General features: G+C 40.4%; 28 protein-coding genes and 1 tRNA gene. 8 read left to right on the plus strand and 21 right to left on the minus strand.

Going from position 1 to position 25,049, the window contains the following annotated elements; translation table 11 throughout:
• Positions 1-11: 11 nt before the first annotated feature.
• The 3 genes from pfkB to CD004_RS13160 form a co-directional block, all read right to left on the minus strand.
• On the minus strand, positions 12-923 hold the full coding sequence (pfkB, locus tag CD004_RS13150; protein ID WP_102263190.1) for a 1-phosphofructokinase: 912 nt from the start codon (positions 921-923) through the stop codon (positions 12-14).
• Positions 920-1,672 (minus strand): DeoR/GlpR family DNA-binding transcription regulator, encoded by a 753-nt coding sequence (locus tag CD004_RS13155; protein ID WP_102263191.1) that lies wholly within the window; start codon positions 1,670-1,672, stop codon positions 920-922. Before CD004_RS13155 ends, pfkB begins: the two co-directional genes overlap by 4 nt.
• Positions 1,673-1,849: 177 nt before the next feature.
• Positions 1,850-2,482 (minus strand): LysE family transporter, encoded by a 633-nt coding sequence (locus CD004_RS13160; protein WP_102263192.1) that lies wholly within the window; start codon positions 2,480-2,482, stop codon positions 1,850-1,852.
• Between the two features lie 173 nt (positions 2,483-2,655).
• On the opposite strand from CD004_RS13160, the gene CD004_RS13165 reads away from it, so the two are divergent.
• A tRNA-Leu gene (locus tag CD004_RS13165) sits at positions 2,656-2,739 on the plus strand.
• Positions 2,740-2,920: 181 nt separating this feature from the next.
• Here the strand turns inward: CD004_RS13165 and CD004_RS13170 are convergent.
• On the minus strand, positions 2,921-3,127 hold the full coding sequence (locus CD004_RS13170) for a cold-shock protein (RefSeq protein WP_041967496.1): 207 nt from the start codon (positions 3,125-3,127) through the stop codon (positions 2,921-2,923).
• 402 nt (positions 3,128-3,529) lie between these two features.
• On the opposite strand from CD004_RS13170, the gene CD004_RS13175 reads away from it, so the two are divergent.
• Both CD004_RS13175 and CD004_RS13185 read left to right on the plus strand, forming a co-directional pair.
• A complete protein-coding gene (locus CD004_RS13175) occupies positions 3,530-4,150 on the plus strand; it encodes a LysE family transporter (RefSeq protein ID WP_102263193.1) in 621 nt (206 codons plus the stop codon).
• 756 nt (positions 4,151-4,906) lie between these two features.
• Positions 4,907-5,212 (plus strand): DUF6509 family protein, encoded by a 306-nt coding sequence (locus CD004_RS13185; protein WP_102263195.1) that lies wholly within the window; start codon positions 4,907-4,909, stop codon positions 5,210-5,212.
• A 34-nt stretch (positions 5,213-5,246) separates the two neighbouring features.
• Here the strand turns inward: CD004_RS13185 and CD004_RS13190 are convergent, their stop codons facing one another.
• From CD004_RS13190 to CD004_RS13200, 3 genes are read right to left on the minus strand one after another with little or no spacing between them, the layout of a single operon-like run.
• Positions 5,247-5,642 (minus strand): cytosolic protein, encoded by a 396-nt coding sequence (locus CD004_RS13190; RefSeq protein WP_102263196.1) that lies wholly within the window; start codon positions 5,640-5,642, stop codon positions 5,247-5,249.
• A gap of 35 nt (positions 5,643-5,677) precedes the next feature.
• Entirely contained in the window at positions 5,678-6,175 is a 498-nt protein-coding gene (locus CD004_RS13195; protein WP_102263197.1) for a metallophosphoesterase family protein, read from the minus strand.
• Between the two features lie 57 nt (positions 6,176-6,232).
• Positions 6,233-6,766, minus strand: a complete 534-nt coding sequence (locus CD004_RS13200) for a hypothetical protein (protein ID WP_102263198.1) — start codon at positions 6,764-6,766, stop codon at positions 6,233-6,235.
• A gap of 411 nt (positions 6,767-7,177) precedes the next feature.
• Between CD004_RS13200 and CD004_RS13205 the strand changes: the two genes are divergently transcribed.
• The gene (locus tag CD004_RS13205; RefSeq protein WP_233434865.1) at positions 7,178-7,978 is read left to right on the plus strand and encodes a molybdopterin-dependent oxidoreductase; all 801 of its coding nucleotides are present in this window, start codon (positions 7,178-7,180) and stop codon (positions 7,976-7,978) included.
• Positions 7,979-8,807: 829 nt separating this feature from the next.
• On the opposite strand, the gene CD004_RS13210 is transcribed toward CD004_RS13205, so the two are convergent.
• Positions 8,808-9,698: an NAD-dependent epimerase/dehydratase family protein gene (locus tag CD004_RS13210; protein WP_102263199.1), complete on the minus strand. Its 891-nt coding sequence runs from the start codon at positions 9,696-9,698 to the stop codon at positions 8,808-8,810.
• Positions 9,699-9,822: 124 nt separating this feature from the next.
• A complete protein-coding gene (gene ku, locus CD004_RS13215) occupies positions 9,823-10,680 on the minus strand; it encodes a non-homologous end joining protein Ku (protein WP_102263200.1) in 858 nt (285 codons plus the stop codon).
• A 137-nt stretch (positions 10,681-10,817) separates the two neighbouring features.
• Between ku and CD004_RS13220 the strand changes: the two genes are divergently transcribed.
• Positions 10,818-12,650 carry a DNA ligase D gene (locus tag CD004_RS13220; protein WP_102265100.1) on the plus strand — a complete coding sequence of 611 codons (1,833 nt, stop codon included), beginning with the start codon at positions 10,818-10,820 and terminating at the stop codon, positions 12,648-12,650.
• A 24-nt stretch (positions 12,651-12,674) separates the two neighbouring features.
• On the opposite strand, the gene dapF is transcribed toward CD004_RS13220, so the two are convergent.
• From dapF to CD004_RS13260, 8 genes are all read right to left on the minus strand, one after another.
• Positions 12,675-13,655 carry a diaminopimelate epimerase gene (gene dapF / locus CD004_RS13225; RefSeq protein ID WP_102263201.1) on the minus strand — a complete coding sequence of 327 codons (981 nt, stop codon included), beginning with the start codon at positions 13,653-13,655 and terminating at the stop codon, positions 12,675-12,677.
• A 340-nt stretch (positions 13,656-13,995) separates the two neighbouring features.
• A complete protein-coding gene (locus CD004_RS13230; protein WP_102263202.1) occupies positions 13,996-14,325 on the minus strand; it encodes a four-helix bundle copper-binding protein in 330 nt (109 codons plus the stop codon).
• Between the two features lie 88 nt (positions 14,326-14,413).
• Entirely contained in the window at positions 14,414-15,205 is a 792-nt protein-coding gene (locus CD004_RS13235; RefSeq protein ID WP_102263203.1) for a hypothetical protein, read from the minus strand.
• A gap of 126 nt (positions 15,206-15,331) precedes the next feature.
• Complete coding sequence (locus CD004_RS13240; RefSeq protein ID WP_102263204.1) at positions 15,332-16,723, minus strand: S8 family peptidase; 1,392 nt, start codon at positions 16,721-16,723, stop codon at positions 15,332-15,334.
• A 265-nt stretch (positions 16,724-16,988) separates the two neighbouring features.
• Positions 16,989-17,768: an ABC transporter permease gene (locus tag CD004_RS13245; RefSeq protein ID WP_102263205.1), complete on the minus strand. Its 780-nt coding sequence runs from the start codon at positions 17,766-17,768 to the stop codon at positions 16,989-16,991.
• Positions 17,765-18,673, minus strand: coding sequence for an ABC transporter ATP-binding protein (locus CD004_RS13250; RefSeq protein WP_102263206.1), 909 nt, complete (start codon positions 18,671-18,673; stop codon positions 17,765-17,767). Before CD004_RS13250 ends, CD004_RS13245 begins: the two co-directional genes overlap by 4 nt.
• Positions 18,673-18,873: a PLD nuclease N-terminal domain-containing protein gene (locus CD004_RS13255; protein ID WP_102263207.1), complete on the minus strand. Its 201-nt coding sequence runs from the start codon at positions 18,871-18,873 to the stop codon at positions 18,673-18,675. The genes CD004_RS13250 and CD004_RS13255 overlap by 1 nt, the downstream gene beginning before the upstream one ends.
• A 172-nt stretch (positions 18,874-19,045) precedes the next feature.
• On the minus strand, positions 19,046-19,366 hold the full coding sequence (locus CD004_RS13260; RefSeq protein ID WP_102263208.1) for a DUF4870 domain-containing protein: 321 nt from the start codon (positions 19,364-19,366) through the stop codon (positions 19,046-19,048).
• Positions 19,367-19,546: 180 nt separating this feature from the next.
• Here CD004_RS13260 and CD004_RS13265 point away from each other — a divergent pair, with 180 nt between their 5' ends.
• Positions 19,547-20,671, plus strand: a complete 1,125-nt coding sequence (locus CD004_RS13265; protein ID WP_102263209.1) for an amidohydrolase — start codon at positions 19,547-19,549, stop codon at positions 20,669-20,671.
• 274 nt (positions 20,672-20,945) lie between these two features.
• Positions 20,946-21,506: a GNAT family N-acetyltransferase gene (locus CD004_RS13270; RefSeq protein ID WP_102263210.1), complete on the plus strand. Its 561-nt coding sequence runs from the start codon at positions 20,946-20,948 to the stop codon at positions 21,504-21,506.
• A gap of 45 nt (positions 21,507-21,551) precedes the next feature.
• Here CD004_RS13270 and CD004_RS23840 read toward each other — a convergent pair whose 3' ends face one another.
• Positions 21,552-21,716: a hypothetical protein gene (locus CD004_RS23840; protein ID WP_023627716.1), complete on the minus strand. Its 165-nt coding sequence runs from the start codon at positions 21,714-21,716 to the stop codon at positions 21,552-21,554.
• Between the two features lie 193 nt (positions 21,717-21,909).
• The gene (locus tag CD004_RS13275) at positions 21,910-22,689 is read right to left on the minus strand and encodes an SDR family oxidoreductase (RefSeq protein ID WP_102263211.1); all 780 of its coding nucleotides are present in this window, start codon (positions 22,687-22,689) and stop codon (positions 21,910-21,912) included.
• A gap of 171 nt (positions 22,690-22,860) precedes the next feature.
• Between CD004_RS13275 and CD004_RS13280 the strand changes: the two genes are divergently transcribed.
• On the plus strand, positions 22,861-23,331 hold the full coding sequence (locus CD004_RS13280; protein ID WP_102263212.1) for an Hsp20/alpha crystallin family protein: 471 nt from the start codon (positions 22,861-22,863) through the stop codon (positions 23,329-23,331).
• 66 nt (positions 23,332-23,397) lie between these two features.
• Here the strand turns inward: CD004_RS13280 and CD004_RS13285 are convergent, their stop codons facing one another.
• Together CD004_RS13285 and CD004_RS13290 are read right to left on the minus strand one after the other, a co-directional pair.
• The gene (locus CD004_RS13285) at positions 23,398-24,138 is read right to left on the minus strand and encodes a CAP domain-containing protein (RefSeq protein WP_102263213.1); all 741 of its coding nucleotides are present in this window, start codon (positions 24,136-24,138) and stop codon (positions 23,398-23,400) included.
• 413 nt (positions 24,139-24,551) lie between these two features.
• Entirely contained in the window at positions 24,552-25,022 is a 471-nt protein-coding gene (locus CD004_RS13290; RefSeq protein ID WP_102263214.1) for a FixH family protein, read from the minus strand.
• Positions 25,023-25,049 lie beyond the last annotated feature (27 nt).

Below are 25,049 nucleotides of genomic sequence, written 5' to 3' on the forward strand. Positions count from 1 at the left end.
TCTCCCCCTTACTAGTTTTTTTGTATTTTTACTTCTTTAAGAAGTTGTTCAACTTGATCAGGTGTACATAATCCTATTGAAAACGCAGTTGCGCTTCCAGATGCAACACTATAACGGAATGCTTCTTTTCGATCACCAGTTTTTAAATACTGGGCCACGAAACCAGCAACCATTGAATCCCCTGCACCTACTGAGCTTTTGACTTCACCTTGAGGAACAGCGGCTTTATAGGCATCGTTTTCATTGATATAGACAGCACCTTTGTCAGCCAATGAGACAATGACATTTTTAGCACCAGCTTCAACAAGCTTTTTCCCATAAAAAATGGCTTCATCAGCATCGGTGATTTCCCTGTTGAACAACTGTCCCAATTCATGATGATTCGGCTTGATCAGGAATGGCCTGTAGTCAAGAATGCTTTTTAGCAAGTCACCTTCAGCGTCTACGATTACTTCTGCCCCAGTCTTCTTGCAGATTTGGACAATTTCTTCATATATGGATTCAGGCATGCTGGATGGGATGCTTCCAGCAAGGATCAGAAAATCGCCATTTCCAAGCAGCATGATCTGATCCTTCAATGACTCTATTGCCATTGTTGAGATTTCAGGGCCGCGGGCATTTATTTCTGTTTCTGTTCCGGCCTTAAGCTTAACGTTAATGCGTGTATCACCTTCGACATTGACAAATCTTGTTTGCACGCCTTCCCGATTAAGAAACTCCTCGACATACTTGCCGGTGAAGCCTCCAATAAAACCTGTTGCCTTGCTTTCAACTCCAAGGGAACGAAGGACCCTTGAAACATTAATCCCTTTACCGCCAGGAAGCTTTGTTTCGTTTGAACTTCTATTCAAACTGCCTAGTTGGATTTCATCCGCTTCAACAATGTAATCAACTGATGGATTAAGAGTCAGAGTGTAAATCATGATGTCACAACCTTTATTGAAGTTTTGCTCGTATATTGCCCTTTATGATCTTCATCAATTGTATTGGTGATGATCGTTGCTTCATGCAAGTCTGCTATTTTGGCGAACGTAATCTCCGAAAACTTGCTGTCATCAGCAAGCACAAAGGATTCTCGAGATAAAGTCATCGCTTTTTGCTTGATCATTGCTTCTTCCTGGTCTGGTGTCGTATACCCTGAGTGAGGATGGATACCGTTCACTCCGAGGAAGCATTTATCAAAGCGGTACTGTTCAAGGCTTGCCAGAGCCCCTCTTCCGATAATCGCATTCGTTTTTGGCTTCGCATATCCGCCTATCACATATGTTTCAATATTTTTTTCAAGCAGCTGTGGTAAATGCATGAGACCATTAGTGACTACTACAATATCTTTAACCTGTAATGAACTGATCATCTCGAAAATAGTCGAGCCGGCATCAAGATAAATACTGTCACCTTCTTCCACAAGACCTGCAGCATATTGAGCGATTTGCTTTTTTTCCTGAAGGTATTTGGTGGATTTTTCAACCATGCTTGGCTCCTGGAGTTTGCCCCTTAGTCTGGCTGCTCCGCCATGCACTCTTTTCAGAAACTTCCCCTCCTCAAGAATTGTCAGGTCGCGACGGATGGTTGATTCCGAAGCTTCAGTGAGATCAACTATTTCCTGTATTTTTACTATTGGTTTTTCTTTAATCATTTGTAATATGAGCTGGTGGCGCTCAGGTGTTAACATGAGCCATTCCTCCTATTTGCTTCGTATTTTCATCATAATGTAATCGATTTCAAAAATCAATCATTTTCTTTCAAAAACAATCATTATTAATCAAATATAAAATCATCCGTGAATGTTTTTGAAAGTTATCAGACAATAAAAAAACCTCCATAACGGAGGTTCTTCTCAATAATGTCCCTATAATATTAACGCCTTGATACCCTGGTATCCAAAATAAACTCCAAAACCAAGCAAAGAGAGGCCAGACAATATTGAAATAGCCCTCAAACTGCTATAATTCAAAAATCTCCTGAATCCGGTGGTTATCGCTGCTACAAAAATATCCCACAATGCCAGACCAAGGAAAATCATGCTGCTATAAATCAGCAGGTCTGTTCGTCCATAGTTGCTGGCGGTTTTTGCAAGTACAGAACCATAGATTCCTAGCCAGAAAAGGATGGATAAAGGACTGCTGATCGACATGATAAACCCCGTAAGGAAACATTTTAGCATCGACTCTTTACCACGGCTAAAAGCGAGATCAATGTTATTCGCCTTTACAATACATTCAATCCCAGAGTAAATGAGGACAAATCCGCCAAATAACCAAAGGAAAATTTGAATGATAGGCATGTCCAAAAAATTCACAAGACCTAAATAGATTAACAGCATAAAGATAGCATCTGCAATCATTGAACCTGTCCCTACAATCCAAGCATGCCAGAAACCATTTTTGATCCCCTTATCCAGCCTGGCTGAATTTACCGGGCCAATCGGGGCTGCCAAGGTTAATCCAAGAAAAATGTAACTGACTAGTAAACTGACATTCAAGACCTCGTCCCCCAACACACAAAAACTTTGTACATTGTATGTTCGAGAATCCAATCCTAATACTACCTGTCCAATTATTTAAAAATAGATTTGTACATATTTCTATAAGCAAGTAGAGTGATATTTTATAATTGTATTCGATAGTTTTTATGCTATAATTCTTATATAAATACGCGGGTGTGGCGGAATCGGCAGACGCGCTAGATTCAGGTTCTAGTGGTGGCAACACCGTGGAGGTTCAAGTCCTCTCATCCGCATACAGAAAAGGTGCCTATACAATGGGCACTTTTTTTGTTTAGAAAGACTCTTCTCTACCTAGAGAAAACACAAATAATTACCCCTGATCACTACGTATAGAACAGAACCCCAAAGGCTAAGGAAACAACCATTGGAAAAAGCAAAAACAGCCTGGATAGCCAGACTGTTTTTTGCTTTTGATTATCCGATTAGATTCTGACTATGGTTGTTAACCACTTCAAGAACCTTAGTTGTCTGCTCCATATCACTTTGACAAATTGGGCAAGCGGGGACATTGCTGCTTTTAAAGTTGTCGCGAACCCAGCAATTGCAATCATCAGAAGTACATACCCATACTTTCGTTTCAGCGGTTACGATCTCTTCAGGCGGTTTTCTTCCAAATGCCATTTCCTCACGCTCCTATAGGTTTAGTTATGGTCTTTTTCGATTAGTAATTATCAAGTTGATTGTCAGGATCACTTGAAAAGCAAGCAACATAATATTCGAAAAGACCTTATCATCGTTCGATTGATAAAAAAATTCATTTATTATAAAAAGCTGGCAAATGTAACTTTTTATAATAAATGAATGATCCGAAAGTTGATATCTATTCCATTTTACCACACTTTCTTATTTTTACCAAAAGTGACATACCGGTAGTGCCGGCGCAACAGTTACTAGTATATTCTCTTCATCCAGAATTTATTAAGACTGCCTAAAAAAATATTCAAATTAGGTTGTACGCCTTCAGATGTCTGAATAGAAATAGTACAAGCAAATTACGCTTTGACTATTGGAGGTACTTAAAAAGTGAATGTCTTCTTAGGCTATATTTTTCTCGGATTATCACTAGCCGCTCCGATTGGGCCAGTAAATGCAGCGCAGATGGACAAAGGAATCAAGAGCGGTTTTTTTCAGGCGTGGCTTCTCGGCCTGGGAGCCCTGACAGCAGATATCATCTACATGCTTACTGTCTATCTTGGAGTTGTTAAATATCTAGAGACTCCGTTCATGCAATCTTTTCTCTGGCTGTTTGGATTCTTTGTGTTGATGTATACAGGCGTAGAAACAATCATAAACTCTGGAAAAATCGTCATGGATAATCGAAGTGCAGATTCCGGTTTTAAGTCTTTTTTATCAGGGTTTATCATGTCGATTTCCAACCCGCTGACAATCTTATTTTGGCTGGGAATTTACGGGTCTGTCCTTGCCAAGACCGCTTCCTCCTACGGAACGGGCGAACTTGTCATTTACAGTTTTGGCATCATACTAGGCCTTGTACTCTGGGATATCATTATGGCCGCTATATCCAGCAGCTTCCGAAAGCTTCTTACAACAAGGTTACTGACTTTCATTTCACTTACATCCGGACTTTCATTAATTGGCTTTGCTCTGTTTTTTGGCTATCAGGCATTGAAGTTGTTTCTTTGAAATAGAGTGTCCTGGTGTTGGGGTGTCATGCGTCCTAAATCACGGATTCTTGACAGCTTTGACTTCGAATCCTGAAAAGCTGTCACAATAATTACCGATTCTTGAAAGCTTTGTCCTCAAATCCTGAAAAGCTGTCACAATAATTACCGATTCTTGAAAGCTTTGTCCTCAAATCCTGAAAAGCTGTCACAATAATAACGGATTCTTGACAGCTTTGACTCCAGACCTTGAAAAGCTGTCACAATAACACTGGATTCTTGACAGCTTTGTCCTCAAATCCTGAAAAGCTGTCACAATAATAACCGATTCTTGACAGCTTTGACTTCGAATCCAGAAAAGCTGTCACAATAATCACGGATTCTTGACAGCTTTGATCTCAAATCTGGAAAAGCTGTCACAATAACACTGGATTCTTGACAGCTTGGACCTCGTATCCTGAAAAGCTGTCAAAATAACACTAGATTCTTGACAGCTTTGACCCCAGATCCTAAAAAGCTGTCACAATGTTATTTCTTCCAGCGCATGCAACAGGGATAATAAAGACCGGTTATATTCTCAGTTTCTGTCAGAGCTCATTCAACGGAGAAATAAAAAGTAGATTTGTTCCCAGTTTCAAATTCCACATACTGCATGTTTTCATTAAGTCCTGAAAGCTGCTCTCTATCCTGCATTCTTTCACTCGGCTGCGAATTTCTTGATTGTTTTTGATGTTTTCGATATATAATAGAGGTGACAAAATTAAAAGGATGAGCATTCATGAATATTACCGGACATACTGTCGAACTCCTTGAAGATCCATTCGGACTTCTTACAGGAAACAGATTTGAATACTTTTTACATATCGAGGTAGACGAGGAGGACGAGCTCTATACTGAAAAAGGCCTGCTTTTGAAGGTTCTTTTCCTGGTAAACGGCGATGAAAGACGGATCCTGCAGAGCTATTTCATTGAACAGGAAACGGAACAGGTTCTCGATTTTGAACTTGAGGATGATGAAGTGGTACAAGTAAAGAACTATTGTGAGGAAAACCTGCCTCCCGAGGATGAATCGGATACAAATTAAAAAGAGCAGAATTCTGCTCTTTTTTAAGTTGATCTTATACTTCTACTGCCTTGCCTTCCTCAATAATATGATAAAGGAGATGGGCAAGGTGTTGAACAGGACCAAGCTCCCCTTCATCTTCATTAAGTTCTTCAGTAAATTCCAGATCATTCAAATATAATGCTGAAAATTCATAGAAATCCTTCAGTTCGAATCCGTAGCAATTCGATGGCTCCTCATTCTGGTCCTCATATTGGAGCATCAAATAATATTCTTTGCCATCTTTATCTTCTGCATCAAAAAAGACAAAAAAACCTATATTTGTATTTAAATCAAATAAATGACGTGTTCCGCCTTCAGTAGCCTGGTCATAATCCTCACTGCTTAGTTTCTGGACCTTCATTGTTTCCACCTGGTCTTCTGCGTGAAATTTCACTTCAAAGGTTTTCATTGTTGAATAACACTCCTGTCTATAGCATATATGATTTAATTTTTATCTTTGAAAAAGATATGCTCTGCCCTGATTTCTTCTCCGACTGTCAGGATACCATAAGAGAATTCCTGCTGTCTTCTTTTATCAGTCGGTGAGCCGGGATTAAAAACTATTACACCATTGATTTTCTTTAGGACAGGAATATGCGAATGACCATATACAATGCAATCGACCTTGTCATCCACGAATGTTTCTAATGCCCTTTTTTCGGTAGTTTTACCGGTGCCATGTCCATGGACAACACCTATATGAAAATCGCTTATTCTTAATATTTCTTTCGTTTTGAGCAGGCTTTTGAGTTCAGGACCATCCACATTTCCGGTAACTCCAATAACAGGTCCATACTGTTTAAGCTCATTATATAGCTCCTCGGTCTGCCAATCACCTGCATGAATTATGTAATCACAATCTTCCAAATCCAAGAGCAGCCTCTCAGGCAACTTCTTTGCCTTTTTCGGCATATGAGTGTCAGAAATAACCACGATTTTCATGGCTGACCTCACTCCCTTCCCTGCTGTTCTCTGTTATGTTGCCCTGGTGGGAATGGATTAACCATTCTCAGGGTCTTTATATTTTGTCACATTAAAATAATCACTCGTCCTATTATAACTGTTGAACTCAATATCAAGGTCATGAAAATATCGGTGAAGCTGAAGTAATATCTTCTTATCTTTTTTTCCATCTTCAATGGTCTTGGAGTAATTTAATATGGTATCAAAATCAGCTTTGAGCGCAGTATTGTCTGTTTCAACAGTTACCAGGACAGATAGTATTTCAGAAGCGATGTCCCTCTGCTCCTCCCAATCAACAGATTCTATTCCGCCCCAACCGAGAGTATCATTATATTTAGTATGAAATTCACGAATGAAGCTGCCAACTGTTGAGTAGTTTTCTTGATCAGACTCTTCCTGAAATACAGCGACAGTCTGACCTCCGTTTTTAAGATTGCTTGAACCACTTTTACCCCTGACTTCTTGAAGATTACCTGTCTCCCACATTGAATAGCCAGCATATAGACCAAAAGCCAGCAAAAACAGACTTGCAGGTAAAATCATAAGTTTCCATTTGCTTTTCTTTTCCATCTGCCTGCCCCCTGTTAAAACTTATTATTCTTTCACCGCGAGTGAATCTGTTCTTAATATAATTTGACAGCCATCCCAAAAAACCTTTTATTATTTCCCTTCCACATCAGGTACTTCCATAAATGGCCCAAAAATAAATTAACATTGAGGAGGAATGAGTATGTATTACCAGTTCGGAAAGGTACGTCCACACTTAACAACCAGAAGTGTTCATCCAGAAAACCAGGAAACCCCTATTCATTTTATTTCATTTATCGAACCGGTTGCTGACTCCCTATTTTACCGAAGGAGTCATTTTCCTTACCCGATTTTAACACCAGAGTCCTTCACACTGAAAATTTCCGGCTCAGTCGATCACGCTTATTGTTCAATTACTCTGATCTCCTAAAACTGCCTTCCAAATCCAAAAGGGTGTTAATCGAGTGTTCAGGTAATAAGAGGGCTTTTTTTAAGGAGAAAGTCTTTGGAGAGCAATGGGAAAATGGTGCGATGAGTGAGGGTATCTGGAAGGGAGTTCCATTAAAAACCTTGCTTGAGTACACCGGCATTAAAGCAGGTGTATCTGAGGTCGTTTTTAGAGGCAGGGACGCAGGCGTTAAGAACAGTCAATATATCCGTTTTGAAAGAAGCTTGCCAATTTCGAGGGCCCTTCATCCTGAAGTTATGATTGCATATGAATACAACGGGAAACCCATCTCCAATAAACACGGCTTCCCTTTCCGGCTGATCGTGCCAGGATGGTACGGGATGGCTTCTGTAAAATGGCTTAAAGAAATCTTTCTTATTAAAGACAAATTCACAGGTCCTTTCCAGACAGATGATTATGTTTATTATTTTCAAAACGGTACATCCGAGCAAGTGACTACAAATCATGTGAATTCGATTATCCAGCAGCCACAAGATAAACAGCTTGTTAAAAGCGGTACTCACGAAATTATCGGAATCGCATGGACAGGTTCTGGTGTCGTCTCGAAGGTAGAAATAAGCTTTGATAAAGGAGATAGCTGGGAGCAAGCCAAATTGAAGAAAACACCTAAAGAACATCAAACTGTGTCATGGAGTTATCCTATGGAATTTAAATCTGCTACTGAATATCATATTTCCGTCAGAGCAACAGACAGGGAAGGCAAAACGCAGCCTGCAGAGGCTATCTGGAACAAGAAAGGCTATGGCTATAATGCGATTATGCAAATTACAGTAAAAGCAGAATGAAGAAAAACCAGGTGCACGTATTTCATAAACCATTCTGTTTTAGGGTGCATATCATTTAAATGACAATAAAAATGGCGTGTAAACTGACATCAGTTTTGACACGCCATTTTTTAATTCAATGTATTTTCGGATCCCAAATATAATGGTTCTTATTCAACAAAGCACCCGTTTATTCCACACCATAAAAGAACGGTCCCTGGTAAAGGGATTACCATGGGCGATAAATAAGCGGAGAAACTTCCCTTATTTAGAAAATGGCATGGAAAACAGCTTAAATAGACGGAAGATTTCCGCCTATTTACTTGAAAAACATAAAAAATTGGCAATCGTGCTTGCTTAACCGGAAAACCTCCGCTTATTTACCCCTTACCGAGCTATACTCTACAGTTTAACCGGAAATTCTCCGTTTATTTCTAGGATTGCTTGTTACTCGATTAAGATTAAGTCTTCCCTTGTTTTAGAAAAAATCAATTTTCCGCTAACTGCTCCGTTCGTTGAAGAAAAAAATAAAGTAAAATTCCATGTTCATCGTTATACTGGCTATACTTGAATGTAATGTTCGTAGCATGGAACCCTTAAATTGACTTCCGAACTTCCATAAACTTGACAGTGTAAATGACCGTCATTATTTCTTGTACAACAAACATTGTCAATGGCATTTAAAATCATTTTGCAGGTATTGATTTGTAATGAAATGGCTTATAAATGCTGGCGCAATAGGAAAGTGGCGTGGACAATTTTCACGCCATTTTTCCTATTGTGCCATTTTCGCCATATGCACCTCAAAACGGGACGGTGCACGAATTTCGGCACCTGGTAATACCTCCATTTAGTCATTTTGTTGAATATAATACTTAATCAATTGATCCAGCAAGTGATTCAATTCGGTGAATTTATAGCCAAGTTCTTCTGCAAGGGAAGTGTCGATTGACCAGGACCCAGGCAATGCATAGGGTGATACAATTCCGCTTGTCGTCCTGTTCTCCACTTTTGCTTCTTTATTAGCCAATAATTCGATTTTTTCGATCATTTCACGCAGGTTTATATCCCCTGCCGAACCTGGATTGATTGGCCCTTCAAAGTCTGAATTACCGATTCCCAACAGAAAGCTTGCCGCTTCATCGGCATGTATGAAGCTGTACCGCAATTCAGGGTTTGGTATGCCTATTGGTTGGCCGGCAAGTATTTTATCAACATGAAATTTCAAGCGCTCTGTGTAATCATCTTCAGAGACGACAATCGGGAATCGTACGGAAACAACATCAAAATAGCCAAGCTGGTGGAATACTGCTTCTGAGGCCCTTTTTGCCTCTTTGTACCCTTCATACCCTGGATACTCTTTTCTGTTTTTGTATGTTACTTGGTATGTATAAGGATCAAAATTCCCTTCTGCATGCAGCGTACCAAACTCATACACCGCCTGAGTAGAAGTGAAAATATAGCGACCCACTTTCCCCTTTAACACCTCTGATGCATCCCTGGCCTCCATTGGCGAAAAACAGGATTGGTCATATACCAGATCCCATTCTTTATTTTCGAAGGCTGCTTCCATCGTCTCTTTCTTTTCGCGATCAATCACCAGCCGCTTTACCTTTTCACCAAAGTTATCACTTTTACTTCCTCTTGTGGCTATCGTTACCTCATCGCCATTATCTATCAGCTTTTCGACCAGCTTTTTCCCAAAATACTGGGTTCCTCCAAGCACAAGAACTCTCCTCATTAAAAAATCCCCCTTTTCTATAATGATTTATTCTTCTTTTATTTAGGAATTTCCTTTAAAGTCTAATGCAGAAATTAAAAAACCGGCCACAATATAGGGGCCGGCTGGTACATAGCTGACTTCTTTATGCTTGTTTCTTTTCTTTTGCTTTTGGTTTCGCAGCTGTTTTTTTCTTCTTTGCTGCTGGAGCTGTCTCTTTCTTCTTTTCTGGCTTGGTACGGTCAATAGAGGCCTGAAGTGCGGCCATAAGATCTGTAACATTGGAAACAGGCTCTTTTTCTGTAGGAGTGACAAGCTCTTTACCGGTACGCTTCGCTTCAATCAGCTCTAATAAGGCTGTCCGATAATCATCCTTGTATTTTTCTGGTTCAAACTCCGTTGTCAACTGATCGATGAGCATGATGGCAGTGTCCAGTTCCTTTTCCGTTACTTTATCTTCTTCCGGTACATTCGGCACATCTACAGCATTTCTTACCTCATCTGGGAAATGAATGGTTTCCATTACGAGTGTATTATTATAGACTCTAACTACTGCGAGTTGCTCTTTTGCCCTTATGATTATTTTGGCAATACCGACCTTCTGCGATTCCTCCAGAGCCTTCCTGAGAAGAGAATATGCTTTTCCACCGCCCTCGTTCGGAGACATGAAATAGCTGCGCTGAAAATAAATCGGATCGATTTCAGATATTTTTACAAAATCGATTATTTCCACGGCTTTATCTTCGTTCTCCTTCCTCAATGCTTCAAGGTCTTCATCTTCAAGGACGACGAACTTTCCTTTCGTATACTCATAAGCCTTCACAATATCTTCGTTTTTCACTTCAACATCACACACAGGACATGTTTTCTCATATTTAATTGGTGAGTGGCACTCTTTATGAAGGGTACGAAGTTTAATGTCTCTATCCTCAGTTGCGGCATGAAGTTTAATTGGGATATTGACGAGCCCAAAACTGATGCTCCCTTTCCAAATTGTATGCATTACGTTCTCCACCTTATTGTTTTATTACTAATGTGCTTAAGAATGGATTTATCATGCATTAAAACATTTGCCAGCGTACTAGTTTGAGCTTAAACAGGAACAATATAAATACGACTGGTGAAAGGATGGGGAAAATGCTGAAACCAATGCTCCCTACACTGGCGTTCGAAACGCCAAAAGGAGACGAATGGCGTTATGAGATTAAATTTGATGGCTTTCGAGCCCTGTTGACCTGGGATCAGGACATTGAACTGACAAGCCGAAATGGGAAACCTCTGCTTCCGCTGTTCCCGGAATTATCGGAGTTCCTGGCCGCCAATAAGGAAGAGTTCCAGCCTTACCTTCCTCTTACATTTGACGCAGAGCTGGTTTACCTAGAGAATCCCTATAAGGCGAATTTTGGGGCAATCCAAATCAGGGGAAGAATGAGGTCTCTGGGAAAAATAAAAGCAGAAGCAGATAGGAATCCATGCAGACTGATGGTGTTCGATCTATTGAGGATAAAAGGGAAAAGTACAGCATCTGAAAGTTATAAGGACAGGCGGACAAAACTTCAATCCTTGTTTTCGGAGATCGGACTGCCACTCTCTCCCAGCCACCAAAACCCGAACTTGGTCCAGCTTATCCCAAGTGAAACAAATTTGAAGGACCTATGGGAAAAGGTTGTCATCTACGATGGTGAGGGGATAATTGCCAAACAATACAATAGTAAATGGGAGGAAGGAAAACGGACGGAAACGTGGATTAAATCGAAGAATTGGAAGTATGTTTCCTGTTTTGTGACGGCATATGAGAAATCCAATGGATACTTTTATATCTCTGTCTATAAAGACTCAAAAATCCACCAAATAGGCCTTGTGATCTTCGGCTTTAAGCCAGAAGAAAAAAATGCTCTCCATCAGATTATCAAGCAAAATAAAAGCGGCGAAGATGTTCAGTTCATTTATGTGGATCCTGGCATTTGCCTTGATGTAAAATATCTGGAAATCTATGAGGACCAGCTTCGTGAGCCTCATTTCCATCAATTCCGGTTCGATTTGAGTCCAGATTTATGCACGTATGAAAAATTCGTTTTCCAACAGAAGAATCTGCCACCGGATATTGAAATCACCCATCCAGATAAGCCAATTTGGGAAGAACCGCCGATTCAAAAGGTTGATTACATTCATTATTTAAGGGAGATTTCTCCCTATATGCTTCCATTCCTGGAAGACCGGCTATTAACAGTAATACGCTATCCTCACGGCATGTTCGGCGAAGCCTTTTATCAAAAAAACGTTCCTGATTATGCACCGGATTTCGTTGATACTTCTAGATCTGAAGGCATCGAGTATATTGTCTGCAATAATATGAAAACCTTGCTTTGGCTCGGGAATCAAATTGCCATTGAGTTTCATATCCCGTTCCAAACGCTCAACAGCAAGGGGCCTGATGAAATCGTCTTTGATCTGGACCCACCGTCAAGGGAACATTTCCATTTGGCGATTAAAGCTGCCGTTTATATAAAAGAGGTATTGGATGAATTACAGCTGGTCAGCTTCATAAAAACCTCCGGCAACAAAGGGCTTCAGGTGTACATTCCTCTCCCGGATAATACCTATAGCTATGATGATACCAAATTGTTCACCTCCTTTATCGCGAACTACCTGGTTTCAAAAGATCCAGACTCGTTCACGATTGAACGGTTGAAGAAAAACAGGGGGAACAGATTATATGTAGATTACATCCAACATGCTGAAGGCAAGACGATTGTCAGCCCCTATTCCGCTCGAGGTAAATCACATGCAGGTGTAGCCACTCCGCTATTCTGGGAGGAAGTAAACGAGAATTTAAGTATCGAGGATTTCCATCTAGGAACGATCATCCACCGTGTGCAGAAGTTAGGATGTCCGTTCAGGACTTACTTTGCAGCTAAAGCAGAACAGAATTTCGAACCGGTCCTGAATGTTTTAAAGACAAAAAAATCCTGAGGAAGTTCCTCAGGATTTTCAAGTTTAAAACTGACTTAAATACTTTTTAGCATGCTCCTGCAGCCTGCTATACAGGGTATCTTCGTTAAAATCTTCCTGTTCAATTATTTCCGCAAGGATCCCCTCTTTTGTAAAATCAACCTCCATTTGAGTTGAATAGACAAAAGTAGCATTGCCAATCAAATTGATTGTAAAAGTCTCATCTTCTTTATGTACAGCGCATTGAACCATCCCGCCATTATTGTACACATTTATTGGCTGGTCAAGTTCATTCTCACCCATCAAGCATGTGACGAGTGTGGATGCTGACATTGCTGTTCCACAAGCATTCGTATAGCCTACTCCTCGCTCATAGGTTCTCACATAGATACTGCCTTTTTCAAGGATCCTGATAAAGCTGACATTGACTCCGTCAGGAAATAACTCATTAGGATTATTTACCTTTTCACTTAATCTGGTCTGCAAACTGGATTCTAATTGCTCTTTGCTGACCACAGCCGTCAAATGAGGATTTGGGACTGCAAGTGCTGTAAACGTCAATTCCTCCGACAACTCAGGTATCTTCTCCTGAATCAGTGTCTCCTTGTCAAGAGTTAACGGCAAATCCTTCAAATCAAATGTTACCGGTGATATTTCCACCTGGTAGGTCGGGATATCAACGAAAATCTCCTCATGCTTCTTCACCCTGAGGTTGGCTTTCATTGTTTCTATTACGGCTTCCTCGACGCCAAGCTTCTCGCATACATAACGTCCTGCACAGCGAAGTCCATTTCCGCACATGGATGCTTCTGTACCATCAGAGTTAAAAATCCGATATTGGGCATCTGCAACCCTGCTTGGACGGATGAACAAGATTCCATCCGCACCTAGTGATGATTCCCTGTCACAAAGCGCCAATGCAAGATCACGCCGTTTAAAATCATCAAACTTATAATCTCGGTCGGTCTCATCTATCAATAAAAAATCATTATTTGAACCATGACATTTAATCAAATCAATTATCATTGTAACGCCCCCAAAACACTTCGTTATATTACAAGATGCCATAAATAATGGAATTGTTCAATATTATTACTTCTGCTCTTACCCTTTTTCTTTATTAAGGGGATTTTCAGGCAATGCAACGTCCCTGCTTTTACCCTTTTTCTTTGATCAGGCGATTTTCGGGCAATGCAACGCTTCTGCTCTTACCCTTTTTCTTTATCAAGGGGATTTTCAGGTAATGCCCGGCTTCTGCTTTTACCCTTTTTCATGATCCAGGCGATTTTCAGGCAATGCACGCCTTCTTTTATTACCTTTTAACACATAAAAAGAACCAGCGTCAGGTTTGCCGGTTCTCCTAGTTTTAAGATGCCATTTTCCTGCATTCTTCTGCGCATTTAAAGCATGCTTCGGCACACTTTTGGCAATGTTCATGGTCATGCTTTTTACATTCATTGCCGCAGGCTTCACAAATTTCCGCACACAAGCCGCAAATCTGGTTAACAAAGTGGCTGTTTGTCTGCATTGCCGTAACTGCCATGCCACAGATTTCAGCACACTCCCTATCCATTCTTATACACTCTGCCATCATTTTCACATTTTCTTCCTTTAAACAGGAATCAAAACATACATTACACGCTTCAATGCATTCTAAGCACGCCTGGATACAGTCCTGATATCGTTGGCTTAACATGTCCCAACCTCCTTTACGTTTCTATCTATTTGTTAACCTATTAGAAAACAATATAAACGAAACTTTTGAAAATGGAACAATTTTCAAACTAATGATCATAGTACATATAAAGACTGGCGAGAGCAGCAAATACAGCCAGTCGCTCTGCCTCTCCCATCGTATAGTCGAACGATAAAACAGGGGTACTGGCTTCTTTGAAAAACCTGGTCCACTCCAATGGCATCCAGCCTTTTTGCAGCCTGGCTGTCGTATTGCCGTCTTCTCGAATAAATTTAAATTCTCGCATTGTGCCTGGGGGTTTTTCTACTTCCAACTTTCTTTCACCACTTAATACAGCCGAACCAACTGTCCCTCCTTTGTTCTTTTTCGGAAAAAATATACCTATCACTTCATTTTGAGTATTAAGCAATTTAAATCTATTAGGCTCCTGTTTCAGCTTTCCATGCAGGTTACCTTCTGAGTCATAGATTCCAATTTGTTTTTTTATTCTTTTATCTAAAAAATATGGAATAAACCAACGGTAACTGCCAGCATTGAGTTCCCTTAATTCTCCGGCCATCATTCCGTCGGGAGTAAAAAAGAGCAGTCTTACTGCAGGCGCAGGAGCAAAGGCGATAAGCAGGTTGTTTTGCTCAAAAAGTTGTTTATCATTATAGAGATGGAATGTTTCCGCGCTCTCTTCTGATTTTTTTTTATATAAAATAAAGCGATTGTAATGGAGGAAAACTAAAAACAAGAATGGTACTGCCACCAGGAACAGAGGTATATTCCAGGAAAACAGCATGCTTGCTGCCAAAATTATCGTAAGAAGACCCGCTGATATAATAGAACCGTTTAAACTAATATGGGCTGTCTGCTGGTAATATTGCTGAATACTCATATCTATTATCTCCTTGAGGAAAATCTACTTCGTCATTCTAAGTCTATTAATCAAAGAGCCCAATCATTCTACCTTTTTCCAACATAAAAACCGGACTGGAAAGTTCCTGTCCGGTTTTGCATTAGATTATTTCAATTTCAATGCATTTACTGCATTGATCAGACCATGGCCAGTTTGCTCGTCATACCCCGGTTTGAATAGATCTTCAGCAGAGTTCTGGATGATCGCTTTGACTTGAGCTGGAGTAAGCTTATCCTTACCATGTTTAGCGATTACCACACCAGCAAGTGCAGCAGTTTTTGGTGCTGCCATTGATGTTCCACCTTTTCCGCCGTAACCATGTCCAATGACTTCTTTTGTATCTGGATCTAGTACAGGTACAGTGCTATAAGCAAGGTAACTATTATCTCTTCCCGTACGAGTAACAGGATCATAATTCGGACCAAGGTCTCCCCCTGGAGCCATCACGTCAATCTTTCCAACTCCATAGTTAGAGTAGAACGCAAGATTCTTTAAAGCACCGCCAGCGGAAACTCTGATCATCGTCTGGCTGCTAGGACTTCTGTGAGTAGCACCTGTGTCATCACCAGACAATTTTCCAGGACTGCTAAGGTCCACTGCGTTGTTCCCTGCAGAGCCGACAACGGTTACGCCCTTCTTGATTGCGTACTGGATCGCACGGTTGAATAACTGTACATCAGCTACAATATCTTTCGTTGCGTATGCTGGGTCCTGGAACCAGTCATAACCACCTAGAGACATGTTTACTACATCAACATTATCGTCTGCGGCTGTCATTAAAGCTTCGGCAATATGCGAAGTGGCTGCACCGCCAGTTGGTCCAAATACCCTGTATGACGCTACCTTAAGGTCTGGTCCCACTCCAAGAGCTTCACCTTTTGCCGCAATAGATCCGGCAACATGGGTTCCGTGGCTGTTCTGGTCGATCGGGTCAGAATATCCAGGTACAAATGATTTTCCACCTGCATAATTATCTTTTAAATCAGGGTGGTTATAGTCAATCCCTGTGTCGATTACGCCTACAACGATATCTTCACCATCTACAGACAAGCCTGTTCCCCCTGGCAGATTCCAGGATTCACCATTATTAGTTACTTGCTTAATATCCCACATATATTGATTATAGAAATCTGCGCCTTCAGTAAGGTCTTCAACCGCTACTGTTTCTCCTTCAATCGTTTGTTCAGGATAAACCGTGTTCTCCACACCAGCCTCTAGAACAAGAGAAGACTTCTTTACATCATTCAAGAAGTTGGCATTTTTAGAGGTAACCTCTACAGCACCAAGCTTGTCCAATCGATCTTCCACTTGGCCTCCGGCTTTTTTGATTGCTTCCGCATAACCTGCTGGAAGTCCTTGCTGGTCCTTAAATATGACCAGGTATGTATTTTCTGTATTTGCTTCTGCTTCCCCTTTGGTTACACCAGCATTAAAAATGGTAGCCGCACCCAGAAGGACAGCGAGTGTTCCTGCATATAGTTTTTTTCTTGTCGACATATTACCCCTCCTTTTTCTTAATTTTCATTATATTCAAAAATCAAACTTTAGCAATATAATGAATTCGACATCTAAATCCAGTATTTATCCATAAAATTAGGTAAAATTTATTATTCGTAAGTCTGCCTTTGAAATAATATCCTGTTGAAATATGTTAAAAGAACCATTTTGATGTTTTGTTTATCTAAATATTTCGACAAAAGTTCCGGTAAAAACAGTTCTTCCTTCCTAGCAAAAAAAATAAGATCCGGTCTATGACCAGATCTTATTCTGCAAGCTCTTTTCTTTTAAAGATATATATTGCCAATAATACAAGCAAAATGGTCATTGTTAAAGTTATACCTGTCGCTGGCCAAACATGCTCTGGCCACTTTTCGGTAATCAACCTTTCAGAAACATAAGGAAGGAGCTGTGTAGGACTCCATTCGAGGAGGTGCTGGAAGGAACCTCCTACTATCGTAGTAATAAAGACCGTAACAAGCGCTACCATACCGGCTGCGACTGGCTGCATGAACATAGCACTGCAAAGGATAACGAAGGACAATACCAATATGAGCCATAATGCATATAGTCCGAAAGATTCCATTACAAGGACAAATGGAATGAATTCAAACAGGACCCCAGTATAATACCAGCTTGCCAACATTCCAAGGAATAATGAAACGACGATTAATATAAGTGCAGCTGCCCATTTAGAAGTGATATAAGAGAAATAGGAAACTGGTTTTACGAGGATCAGCTGTGCGACACCGCTCTTTCTCTCCCCCGCAACAGTTCCCATCATGGAGAGGACGATAATCAATATTCCAATCATCTGGTATTCTCCCAAACTCATGATAAAAACTTCTTGAGCAGAAGGTTCGGGTATTTCAAATACTGCACCTTCTGGGAGGCCGCCCACAGAATTAAGGATTTCCGGCAGATAGTAGGTAGTCAGAGGATCCATCACTCCAAGCAAAATAAAGGTGATTGGCATCCAAATCCATTTATAGCTCCTTGCCATTTCCAAGAACTCTTTGTTTAGTAGAGTGAACCACTGCTTCATTTTTGCACCACCTTCATGAATACATCCTCAAGACTAATTGACCCAATTTCATATTTATTGAGCGGCCAGTTCTCCCTCGCTGCCTGGCTCAGTATAACCTCTTTAACTGCTTCAAGTTTTTCAGTATAAACACTTGCTTTATTTCCTTCAAATTGAATGGAATCGATTTTTGGATGTTCTGAAAGAGTTTTTAGAAAGATGGAGGCTTCTTGGCTAAAGACAAGATCTATTTTTGACTGATGATATTTCTCTCGGAAATCATCCATTGTTCCAGACTCAATAATTTCTCCATTGTGCAGAAACAAAATACTTTCACAAACTTCTTCGGCATCATTAAGGATATGAGTAGAGAATAATACAGTCGCTTCCTTCTTTAGCTTTTCCAGCAGCTGAAGAACCTCACGTCTGCCGAAAGGGTCCAACGCAGAAACTGGCTCATCAAGCATAATCAGTTTTGGCCTGTGTATGATTGCCTGTGCTATCCCCAGACGCTGCTTCATCCCTCCGGAAAACTTGCCGATTCTCCTGTTTTTTGCATCATCAATCCCCACAAGTTCCAGCAGCTCAGCACACCGCTCTTTCGCTTTCTTTGCAGGCAATCCTGATAGCTTTCCAACATACTCGAGAAATTCCCTCGCCGTCATCCAATCATAAAATACGGGATGCTGCGGGAGATAACCAATTAAGTGACGATGGTCACCTCCCTGCTTTTCCCCGGCGAAAGAGATTTTACCTTCCGTTGGTTCGAGCAGCCCAGAGAGCATTTTCAGTGTAGTTGTTTTACCTGCGCCATTGGCTCCAATCAAAGCTACACATTTACCATTTTCCAACTCGAAGTTTAACCCTTTAATCACTCGTAAGTCCTTAAAACTTTTTTCCAAATTTTCAACTGTGACCAAGGGCATTATTGATTTCTCCTTCCAATCACGAAATACAGGATAGGCCCAATAATGTTGAACACTAATATAACGATTGCCCAAACCCATTTCGGACCGTTTGTTTTTTCAATCTTTATTAAATCAACCACCGCAACAACAAATAAAATAAACTGAATGACCAATATAGGTGCAATTAAAGCCCAATTAATGTCAGCGAATAATTCCATTTTGACAACCTCCTTATTTGTTTTACATCCATAAGACGACTGAAGTAAAAATTCGTTCAAAGAATTTTATCTTAATAGCGGATTTTTATAAACAAGAAGCGCCAGAGTGAAAAAGGCATAAAAAATATCCGGCATACAACCAGCCGGATATTTTTATTTATAATCTTATTAGTTATAGAATCCTAAAAATGAATGGAATCCGATATTCCTGACCTTCATATGCTTTTATCGCACCTACAATGGTGAATATCATGGCTAATATCCCGATGACCCACAGCATAAAGATTCCAATCAACAAGATAACAAGAATACCGCTGATAATACCATATACAGTATAAGAAATAAAAAAGTTCATATATTCCCTTCCATGGTAATCGACATAGCTGGAATCATCCTTTTTAACCAGCCAGATAATCAGCGGTCCTAGAAAAGCAGTAAAAAAACTAATCACATAAATGCCTGCTGCAATAAGTCTTTCATCATTTTTCGGCATTGTCTTTTCCCTCCAATACTCTTATATTTAACTTTACGAAAAAGCAGTAAAAAAGTTTCATTAAAGATGGACTTTTTCATTATAATGAAAATTAAGGGTCTTCCTTGAAGGAAGAAATAGTGAGTTAACTCTTGAATTCTAGCCAGTGTGCAAGAAAATAAGGACAGGATAGGATGAAAAATGAACAGGATACTCCTTAAAAATGCAAATGTAATGCCAATCACCTCTGAGCCAAGGCCAAATTGTGATGTTCTCATAAAAGAAGGAAAAATAATTAAACTAGACTCTGAAATTACGATTGAACCTGGGTACGAGGTTATTGATTGTAAAAACAACTTTTTGCTTCCAGGGTTCATCGATGTCCATACACACCTCGGCCTTTATGATGAAGGTACAGGATGGGCTGGAAATGATGCCAACGAAACAATTGAGCCGATGAGTCCTCACGTACGGGCGATTGACGGGGTCTACCCGCTCGACCCTGCATTCAGCGATGCACTTAAGTATGGAATTACCACGGCACATGTGATGCCTGGAAGTGCGAATGTAATCGGCGGAACGACTTCTGTCATAAAAACGGCGGGAAAAAACGTTAAGAACATGATCATCCAAGAAACAGCAGGACTTAAAATTGCACTGGGTGAAAACCCGAAACGAATTCACAGTATGGGGAATAAAGATTCAATCACACGTATGGGGATAATGGGGATGCTGAGGGAAGCTTTTTACGAGGCGATGAATGCTGAAAATCCAGATTCCCTGAGAGTTAAGCCGATCATTAAAGCATTGAACAGGGAAATTCCTGTAAGAATCCATGCCCATAGAGCAGATGATATCATGTCTGCGATCAGATTTGCTGAGGAATTCAATCTGGATTTACGGATCGAGCATTGTACTGAAGGGCATTTGATTGCAGAAGAGCTAGCCGGCCTGAATTTAAAAGTTTCAGTAGGTCCAACACTCACCCGCCGTTCGAAAGTGGAACTTAAGAATAAGAGCTGGAAAACTTATCAGGAACTGACTGACCATGGTGTTGAGGTATCTGTTACTACTGATCACCCATACACCCCAATCCAGTACTTAAACCTTTGTGCTGCCATCGCAGTGAGGGAAGGATTATCTGAACAAAAAGCACTGGAAGGAATCACCATTTTGCCAGCAAGGAACCTGCGGGTTGATGACCGTGTAGGCAGTATCGAGCCTGGGAAAGACGCTGATTTAGTCCTTTGGAATCAACATCCATTCCACTTCAGCGCAAAGCCATTGTGGACAATGATCAATGGCAAAGTTGTTTATCAGATTTAGTCGAAAATCGCTGTAGATTCTTGGCAAAAAAACACAGAAAAAAAGGGTGAAAAACCTATTTTCTTTTTTTAAAATATCCTGTATTATACTCTTTGGAAATAAAATTTCATAAAGCAAAGTGATTAGGGAAGGCAAATGGTGCGCCACCAGTATCCTGGTTCTAGTGGGTTCGATTCCCACCCCGAAATTTTTTAGCAACTTACAAAAAATTTCGAGGGTGGCCGTGTAGTTACATTCGCACGGGATAGGACTGCCCTGCGTGGAGGGATACAATATGCTCAAGAAACGCGATCTACATGATTGCCACGAATTATTTGAGCTGATGGCGCATCCGGAGGTCTTCCCTTTTGTGCGCCAAAAGGCACATTCATATGAAGAATTCGTATTTATTACAAAGCAAACGATTGAAGCGGAAGAACAAGGAGAATTAATCTCCCGTACGATACTTGACGAGTGGGGAACTCCTATTGGCACAATAAATTTATTTGATATTCAAGAAGGAGCCGGTTTTTTAGGAACCTGGCTGGGGAAACCTTTCCATGGGAGAGGATACAACACCTTGGCTAAGGATGCTTTCTTCCAGGAATTATTTTATGATATTGGTATTGAGACTATTTTCATGCGTATCAGGAAAGTCAATATCCGTTCCATTAAAGCAGCAGAAAAGCTGCCTTACGTGGTGAAGGCAAATGAAACTCGCAAGCACATTTATGAGCAGTTAAATGCTAATGGTGAGGTTTACGACCTTTATGAAATTCCTAAGGATCAATATACACTGTACCTAAAAAGGTCTGGTGTCCAAGAAGAAGAAGCCGCCCAATTGTTGGAGGCATGATATAAAACCATGTAAAAACGCCCTGATAAACGGTCAGGGCGTTTTTTAATTCAGCAAATCCTGCCCATTTGTTTCTTCCCGTTCCGATAAGGAAGCCTCTGACAGGAATGCTTCAAGTTCGGCATCTGTCAATGTTTCATACCGTCCATCCTCAAAGAAAACCTGCGTCTGATTTGGATTGATTCTATTCATGTTAAACCCTATTCCCATTTTCATCACCTCGCAGAATTAAACTAAATACTACTAATTATTAGATAATTCAATTCGATTTGACTGCTAATTGTTATTAGTTTTCCCAACCTGCTTCACGTTATTCAATTTACGTTCCTTCAAAAACGGTCATCCATAACCCGATAATCTTTCAAAATAAAAACGCCATCGCTGGCGTTTTTAATGGTTAGTCCTAAAGGTTTTCACGCAGAGCTTTTCCCAGCACATCTTTCCCCCCGGTAATAGGTATGATACTTCCTGTTATAAAACTGGAATCATCATTCGCTAGAAAGCTGATAACCCTTGAGATATCTTCCCCTGTACCGGGTCTGCCTACTGGTACGGAAAAGTCCCTGGCATTCATGGATTCGCTGATTGCTCTTTCTTTCCACTCACCTGTGATGTCACCAGGACAGACCATATTGGCGGTGATCCCGTTTTCTGCCTCTTCCAGCGCGAGTGTCTTTGTCAATGAAGCCAGTCCTGACTTAGCCGCCGCAAAAGCAGACCTGTAAATCCACCCTGGAGCCGACTCCACCCTGTCGAAACCCACTGTAATGATCCTCCCCCAATTCCTTTTCCTCATAGAAGGTATTAGCAAGTTTGATAAATAAAATACCGCGTTTAAATTGCCATTAATTAAGTAAGTCCATTCCTGTATATGATAATCAGCCATTTTCTTTCTTTCGGAAATATATGGCCCAGCATTATGAACGACTATATCAATCGCAGAGAATTCCTTCAAAGCCTGCGAAACAATTTTTTCACAATCTTCATAATTCGTTATATCTCCCTGAACACAAATGTTTTTTGTGTTGAACACTTCCGATAGTTCCGCCGCAAGCTGTTCAGCCTCTATTTTGCTGTTCCGATAATTGATAATTACGTTTATACCTTCGGCAGCAAGCTGCAGTGCTGTTCGTCTTCCTAAACCGGTGGCACCTCCGGTAATCAAAGCCGTTTTATTTTCCACAACCTGTACCCCTCATCCTCATTAGATTACATATCACTATACTAAAAAGAAGCAGGCTGTTTTGCAACTTTTAACCTTCATATATTGAGAACAATTTGACTTTAACCGCTGGGCCAATGCCTGCATATAATATCCATATCGAAGATGGTCTGCTTGAAAGGCGGGATATAATTGTTTCCATGGAATCTATTGCCGTTCGACCGAAATACACAGAAGAAGTTTTTGGAAATGAAACCAGATGAAATTGAAAATTATGTCCAGCAAATGATGGGCAAAATGCTTCAGCCAAATATGCAAGGGTTAAAACCTGAAGAATGGATCAAAGGGATGCAGCAGCAAACCTCACCTGATGCAGTCAAGCCAACTAGCGGATTAGGTGCGGAAATGTTTGAAACTCATGATTTTGTTTTTGTCCGGGTACCGCTAAAAGATGAAGCCTGGCTTAAACAAATGAAACTTTTTTATACTTCAAATCAGGTAATCATTGAACACATTCCTGTTATGTCAGATAAACACACATTAGTATTGCCAGCAACCGTTAAGCGGAAGGGAGCGGCAGCAAACTACAAGGATGGAGTGCTGGAATTAAGGCTTCATAAAATCGTGGATATGCAATACGCTGAAATCGACATATCAAATTAATTGAAACGAATTTTACGAAAAGAGTCTAAAAAAAGAACAGCCTGGCGGCTGCTCTTTTTAAGCTTATTATTTTCCAATGAACATTTGTGTCCAATAGTTACCTGTTGCTACATGGCCTACACCAATGTGTGTATAGCTTGAGTTTAAGATATTTGCACGGTGGCCAGAACTATTCATCCATGCTTTCACTACTTCCTCCGGTGTACGCTGGCCCATAGCAATATTTTCACCTGCTGAACGGTATGAGATTCCAAACTTTTTCATCATATCAAAAGGTGAACCGTAAGTTGGGCTAGTGTGGCTGAAATAGCCTTTGCTTTGCATATCGCGTGATTTTTCCCTCGCTACTTTGCTTAGTTCAGTATCAAGTGCAAGTGGTTTTAAACCATTCTTTGCTCTCTCCTGGTTTGTCAACTCTACTACTTTTTGCTCATAGGCACTAACTGCTGAAGAAACTGGTGCTGCAGCAGGTTCTTGAGCAGGTTCTTGAGCAGGCGCTTTAGCAGGCTCCTGAACTGGCGCAGGAGTTGGAGCTGGAGCTTTTACTGGCTCTTGTACAGTTGTTGGTGCTGGAGCTTTTACTGGTTCCTGTACATTAGTGTTAGCTGGCTGTGCCTGTTTCCATGAAAACTGATAGTTCTTAAAATACTTCTGTAAGATAGAATTAATTTGTTCATTGCTTACATTTCCACTTTGATAATAGTAAACTTTGGTCTGTATAGTAGAAGCATCCGCTTTATCCATACCTGGATTTGCTGTGAATAAGGCAGCTGCAGCAATAGCTGTAAGAATCATTTTCTTGTTCATTCCCGAATTCCTCCCGAAATTTAGTTTGTCTCTCTCTTGCAAACTAATCATATCACGGTTTTTTTGTAATAAACCTGGGACAAATAGGAAAAACTATTATTCTACTAAAAGTATTTGGGTTGGCTTATTCCCTGATTATACAAAATATCAATGTTTAAGAGGCTTTAACAGATAAGTCATAAGTTCTGTTTACATTTCTATATTTATCTGCTTTTTTTAAAAAAATCCCAGCTGGACCATGATAAGGAATAATATTAATATTGACAGCACTTTTTGAGGGGCGTTTTCTATGACATTTTTTTCGTTAATATGACAATCATTAAGGTATATTACACCTAAAGTGACAACTTATTTAAACGAACAATCATTAGAAAGTGTAAAAACGAAAAAAAAGCGGCAATCGCCGCTTTCTATTAATGTCCTTTCTCATCCTCAGCCTCTGTATTATGTTCATCCATATCCATTTCACTGGAATTCTCAGCTTCTTCTGGCTCACTCGGACTGCCGATCACAAATTCAATCTTTGGCATATTGTGCATGCTGCGTGCTGTAACATGAGCAATGATATAGTAGGTTCCTTCCTCCCCAAACGATTTTTTCAAGCGATAAATCCCGTTTTCGTCATGTTCTACTACTATCTTTTCATGTTCTTCTGCTTGAGAACGCCAGATTTCGAATTTCACTTCGTCGGCATCCTTAACTTCTTCTGTTCCATAACTAACCTTAGCCTCGAAAGTAACTTCTTCATTTAATTGAGCTTTTTCAGGATTTGCTGTAAGCTCAACTTCCAAAAAATGTGGTTCTTCTTCTACTTCCTGCTGTGCACAAGCTGTCGTTAACAGACCTAGCAATACTGCCATTAATGTAACCAACAATCGTTTCATTCAATTTACCCCTTAAATAGTTTGTGT

Origin of the sequence: Mesobacillus jeotgali (genome assembly GCF_002874535.1) — a bacterium.
Classification (GTDB): Bacteria; Bacillota; Bacilli; order Bacillales; family Cytobacillaceae; genus Mesobacillus; species Mesobacillus jeotgali.